Annotated in this window: 6 protein-coding genes; 5 read left to right on the top strand and 1 reads right to left on the bottom strand. The window is 73.3% G+C overall.

All coding sequences use genetic code 11. The annotated features are described in order from the left end of the window. Positions 1-59 precede the first annotated feature (59 nt). On the top strand, positions 60-863 hold the full coding sequence (locus E1265_RS33395; RefSeq protein WP_132934701.1) for an exodeoxyribonuclease III: 804 nt from the start codon (positions 60-62) through the stop codon (positions 861-863). 82 nt (positions 864-945) lie between these two features. Further along, positions 946-1,371, top strand: a complete 426-nt coding sequence (locus E1265_RS33390) for a DUF6278 family protein (protein ID WP_132934700.1) — start codon at positions 946-948, stop codon at positions 1,369-1,371. Between the two features lie 49 nt (positions 1,372-1,420). Here the strand turns inward: E1265_RS33390 and E1265_RS33385 are convergent, their stop codons facing one another. Continuing rightward, complete coding sequence (locus E1265_RS33385) at positions 1,421-2,185, bottom strand: GntR family transcriptional regulator (RefSeq protein ID WP_132934699.1); 765 nt, start codon at positions 2,183-2,185, stop codon at positions 1,421-1,423. 112 nt (positions 2,186-2,297) lie between these two features. Between E1265_RS33385 and E1265_RS33380 the strand changes: the two genes are divergently transcribed. From E1265_RS33380 to E1265_RS33370, 3 genes are all read left to right on the top strand, one after another. Then, the gene (locus tag E1265_RS33380; protein WP_132934698.1) at positions 2,298-3,140 is read left to right on the top strand and encodes a nitrilase-related carbon-nitrogen hydrolase; all 843 of its coding nucleotides are present in this window, start codon (positions 2,298-2,300) and stop codon (positions 3,138-3,140) included. 20 nt (positions 3,141-3,160) lie between these two features. Continuing rightward, entirely contained in the window at positions 3,161-4,465 is a 1,305-nt protein-coding gene (locus E1265_RS33375) for an aspartate aminotransferase family protein (RefSeq protein WP_132934702.1), read from the top strand. Positions 4,466-4,559: 94 nt separating this feature from the next. Next, positions 4,560-5,119: nitroreductase family deazaflavin-dependent oxidoreductase (locus tag E1265_RS33370; protein WP_132934697.1), on the top strand; the 560-nt coding region annotated here is incomplete at its 3' end.

Here is a 5,119-nt window from a genome sequence, read left to right as displayed (position 1 = left end):
CCCCGTCCCAGCCCTGCCCTGCCCCGCGTCGACCAGAGAGCCGATCCGAGAGAAGCGTCATGCGCATTGCCACCTGGAACATCAACTCCGTCACCGTCAGGACTGACCGGCTGCTCGGCTGGCTTGAGCGCAGCGGCACCGACGTGCTGTGCCTCCAGGAGCTGAAGTGCGAGCCCGGTGCCTTCCCCGTCGAGCGGCTGCGGGAGGCCGGCTACGAGGCGGCCGTGCACGCCGGCGGCCGGTGGAACGGGGTGGCGGTCGTCTCTCGTGTCGGCCTCGACGAGGTGACCAGCGGGCTGCCGGGCGGCCCCGAGTACGACGGGGTGGCCGAGCCGCGCGCGGTGGCGGCCACCTGCGGCGGGGTGCGGGTGTGGTCGGTCTACGTGCCGAACGGCCGCGAGGTCGGGCACGCGCACTTCGCCTACAAGCTGAGCTGGCTGGAGGCCCTGCGGGTGGCGGTCGCCGAGGACGCGGCAGGTCCCCGCCCGTTCGCGGTGCTCGGCGACTTCAACGTGGCGCCGGAGGACGCCGACGTGTGGGACCGCTCGGCGTTCGAGGGCGCCACGCACGTCACCGAGGCGGAGCGGGCGGCGCTGGCCGCGCTGCGCGAGGCGGGCCTGTCCGACGTGCTGCCGCGCCCGCTGAAGTACGAGCGGGCCTTCACCTATTGGGACTACCGGCAGCTGGGTTTCCCGAAGAACCGTGGGATGCGGATCGACCTGGTCTACGCCAACGCGCCGTTCACCAAGTTGGTCGGCGACGCCTACGCGGACCGCGAGGAGCGCAAGGGGAAGGGCGCCTCCGACCACGCGCCGGTCGTCGTCGACCTCGACCTGGAGCCGGCGGCCACCCCGGGCCTGTGAGTCGGTTCACTAACCGAATCTGTGAACAACTGGTGACATCCTTGGGTGGCCCGGCCGGCCACCGGGGTGGGACCCTGGACGCATGAACATCCCTTTCCTGGACAACTGGCGCAAGCAGCCCGCCGCCACGCCGACCGGCTCCTGGGTGGACCCCGAGGGAGTGGCCCAGCTGCTGTCGGAGTGCGAGCTGCTGCGGGCCCGGGCGCAGCGGGCCGGGGTCGTGCTGAGCGACACGCCGAGGTCGCTCGAGGCCCTCGACCAGTTGTTGCCGGGATGGCGTGACGATCCCGAGGAGCTGCCCTGGCTGGCCAATGACGTCGGCCTCTTCCTCGGCACGGTGATCGTGCGCACGGTGCCGGGCGCGGCCTGGGCTCCGGGGCCTGACGGGCGGCCGGTGGTGGTGATGGCCTCGGGCCGAGAGGTGGACGTGGTGGCCACGGCCCAGGAGTGGGCGGACACCGGCGCGCCCGAGCTGTCCCAGGCCTACGCGGAGGCCGCCGAGTCGTAGCCCGGGCGGACCACCCGGGTAGACCAGGCGGGTGGACCAGGCGGGTGGACTAGGCGAACGCGATGTCGTACGCCAGGCGCCAGCGGTCGCCGAGCACCACGGTGTCCGAGGTCTCGACGGGGCGGTCGTCGGCGTCGTAGTGGGTGCGCTCCACGGCCGTGACGCACTGGCCGGGCGCGCAGCCGAGCGCCTCGGCCTCCGGGGTCGTGGCGGGCCGGGAGCCGACGATCTCGCGGGCGTGCAGGACGCGGATGCCGATGGCCGCGAACCGGCCGCGCACTCCCCGGCGGGCGTAGGGGCCGCGCTCCGGGTAGACGACGTCGGTGCCCTCGGTCAGGGCCAACGGCTCCCAGCTGGTGGCGAGTTGGAGCGGGCGCCGGTCAGCGAGGTACTCGTAGCGAGTGCACATCACCCGCTCCCCCGTCCGCAGTTCGAGCCGGGCCGCGATGTCCGGCGGGGCGGTCGTGGCGGTCGAGACGGCCTCCCAGGCCAGGTCGGGGGTGGCGTCCGCCGCCCCGTCGCCGAGCACGCTGACCCGGGCGGCCAGCGGCGAGTCGACGGTGGCCGTGGTGCGCACCAGGGCCCCGATCGGCACCCGGTCGCTGACGAACACCCCGCGGCCGAACTGCCCGCTGGCGTAGCCGGCGGCCTTCAGCACCCGCACGGCCCGGTCGACGGTCTGGTCGCTGGCCGCGTAGGCCCGCTTGAGCTCGGCGCGGGAGGGGATCCGGTCCCCCACGGCGAGCTCGCCCTCGTCGATCCGCCGGCGCAGATCGTCAGCGATCCGCTGGTACACCGGCCGGCTGTCGCCCATCCCCGAGTCTCCTTCCGCAGCGCTCCGTGGCTCCGTGCCTACCCGCCTCGTTAGGCTACGTCACACCGGGTCAGAGATCCTTACGCATGGTGAGCGATGACGGGAGCGGCCGATGGCGGACGTGGTGCGCGCGGCGCTGGTGCAGGCGAGTTGGACGGGCGACACGGAGTCGATGATCGCCAAGCACGAGGAGCACGCCAGGGAGGCGGCCCGGAGGGGCGCCGGGATCATGGGGTTCCAGGAGGTGTTCAACGCCCCGTACTTCTGTCAGGTCCAGGAGCGCGAGCACTACCGATGGGCGGAGCCGGTGCCCGAGGGGCCGACGATGCGGCGGATGCGGGAGCTCGCCAGGGAGACGGGGATGGTGCTCGTGGTGCCGGTCTTCGAGGTGGAGCGGCCTGGCACCTACTACAACACGGCCGCGGTGATCGACGCGGACGGCACGGTGCTCGGCAGGTACCGCAAGCACCATATCCCGCAACTACCGGGTTTCTGGGAGAAGTTCTACTTCAGGCCGGGCAACCTCGGCTGGCCGGTCTTCGAGACCGCGGTGGGCCGGGTCGGCGTCACCATCTGCTACGACCGGCACTTCCCGGAGGGCTGGCGCGAGTTGGGTCTCGCGGGCGCGCAGCTGGTGTACAACCCGTCGGCGACGTCGCGCGGTCTGTCGGCACACCTGTGGCGTCTTGAGCAGCCGGCCGCGGCGGTGGCCAACGGGTACTTCGTCGCGGCGATCAACCGGGTGGGCCGCGAGCCCTACGGCGACGACGACTTCTACGGCAGCAGCTACTTCGTCGACCCGCGCGGCCAGCTGGTGGGCGCGGCGGCCAGCGACAGCGAGGAGGAACTGGTGGTCCGCGACCTGGACTTCAAGTTGATCGAGGAGGTGCGTCAGGAGTGGGCCTTCTACCGGGACCGGCGACCTGACGCGTACGGGGGGCTGGTGCGGCCGTGAGCGAAACGACCACCACCGCCGTGCCCACGCTGCTTGACCGGCACCGGGCGGTGCTACCGGAGTGGCTGACGCTCTACTACGGGCGGCCGATCGAGCTGACGCACGGCGTCGGCCGGTACGTCTGGGACGCCGAGGGCAACCGCTACCTGGACTTCTTCGGCGGCATCCTCACCACCATGACCGCCCACGCGCTGCCCGAGGTGGCCGGCGCGGTGGCCGAGCAGGCCGGGCGGCTGCTGCACGGCTCGACGCTCTACCTCAACCGGCCGATGGTGGAGCTCGCCGAGCGGATCGCGGCGCTCTCCGGGATCCCGGACGCCCGGGTCTTCTTCACCACCTCGGGCACCGAGGCCAACGACACGGCGCTGCTGCTGGCCACCGCCCACCGCCGCTCCAACCAGGTGCTCGCGATGCGCAACGGCTACCACGGCCGGTCGTTCTCGGCGGTCGGGATCACCGGCAACTCCGGTTGGGCGCCGACCAGTCTGTCGCCGCTGCGCACGCTCTACGTGCACGGCGGGGTGCGCACCCGCGGCCCGTTCGCCGATCTCGACGACGCGGGGTTCGTCGCCGCCTGCGTGGCCGACCTGCGCGATCTGCTCGCCCAGACCAGGGGCGGGGTGGCGGCGTTGATCGCGGAGCCGATTCAGGGGGTGGGTGGCTTCACCTCGGGCCCGGACGGCCTCTTCGCGGCGTTCCGCGAGGTGCTCGACGAGCACGGCATCCTGTGGATCAGCGACGAGGTGCAGACCGGCTGGGGGCGTACCGGGGACCACTTCTGGGGCTGGCAGGCGCACGGCGCGAGCGGCCCGCCCGACCTGCTGACCTTCGCCAAGGGCCTCGGCAACGGCATGTCGATCGGCGGGGTGGTGGCCAGGGCCGAGGTGATGAACTGCCTGGACGCCAACTCGATCTCCACCTTCGGCGGCAGCCCGGTGACGATGCGCGCCGGCCTCGCCAACCTGGGCTATCTGCTCGAGCACGACCTGCCGGGCAACGCGCGGCGGGTCGGCGGCCTGCTGATCGAGCGGCTGCGGGCGGCGACGGCGGGCCTCTCGGTGGTGCGGGAGGTGCGCGGGCGCGGGCTGATGATCGGCGTCGAGCTGGTGGCGCCCGGCACGGACGAGCCGTCGCCCGAGGCGGCGGCGCTGGCGCTTGAGGCGGCCAGGGAGGGCGGGGTGCTGATCGGCAGGGGCGGCGCGCCGGGCGCCGGGGTGCTGCGGATCGCCCCTCCCCTGTCGCTGACCGTGGCCGAGGCCGAGCAGGGCGCGGAGGCGGTGGGGCGGGCGCTAGCGGCGGTCGAGTCGCGGCTTCGGGACGGCTGATCCGACGGGTTGACGAGGTCGCCCCACAGGGCTGCTAGATTTGCTTTCAAAGCAAACCTAGCAGGCCGGGCATGCCCCGGTGGAGGGACGGGCCATGGGCTTCAACGACCAGATCATCGCGGAGTTCCGCGCCAACAACGGCCGGGTGGGCGGCCCGTTCGAGGGCGCAGACCTAGTGCTGCTCACCACGGCGGGCCGCAGGACCGGGCGGCCGCACACCACACCCGCGGGCTACCGGCGGGACGGTGACCGGCTGCTCGTCTTCGGCTCCAACGGCGGCGCCCCCACCCACCCGCACTGGTACCTCAACCTGCTGGCCAGCGCCCAGGTGACCGTCGAGATCGGCACCGACACCGGCCGCGTCCGCCCCTTCGCGGCGCGGGCCGAGCCGCTGCGGGGCGCTGAGCGGGACCGCGAGTGGGAGACCCAGTGCTCGCTCGACCCCGGCTTCCGCGACTACGCGGCGCGGACCACCCGCACGATCCCGGTCGTCGCGCTGCACCCGCTCGACCTGAGCGGCGACCCGGAGCGCGGCCGGCTCATCGCCCGACAACTGCTCGCGCTGCACGACGGGATGCGCGACCACCTGCACGCCATCCGCGCCGAGTTCGCGGCCGCGCTGGCCGGCGAGCCGCCGACCGGGCAGCCCCGGCC

This window comes from Streptomyces sp. 8K308, from assembly GCF_004348315.1.
Taxonomy (GTDB): domain Bacteria; phylum Actinomycetota; class Actinomycetes; order Streptomycetales; family Streptomycetaceae; genus Streptomyces.
This window is presented reverse-complemented; position numbering and strand designations above follow the sequence as displayed.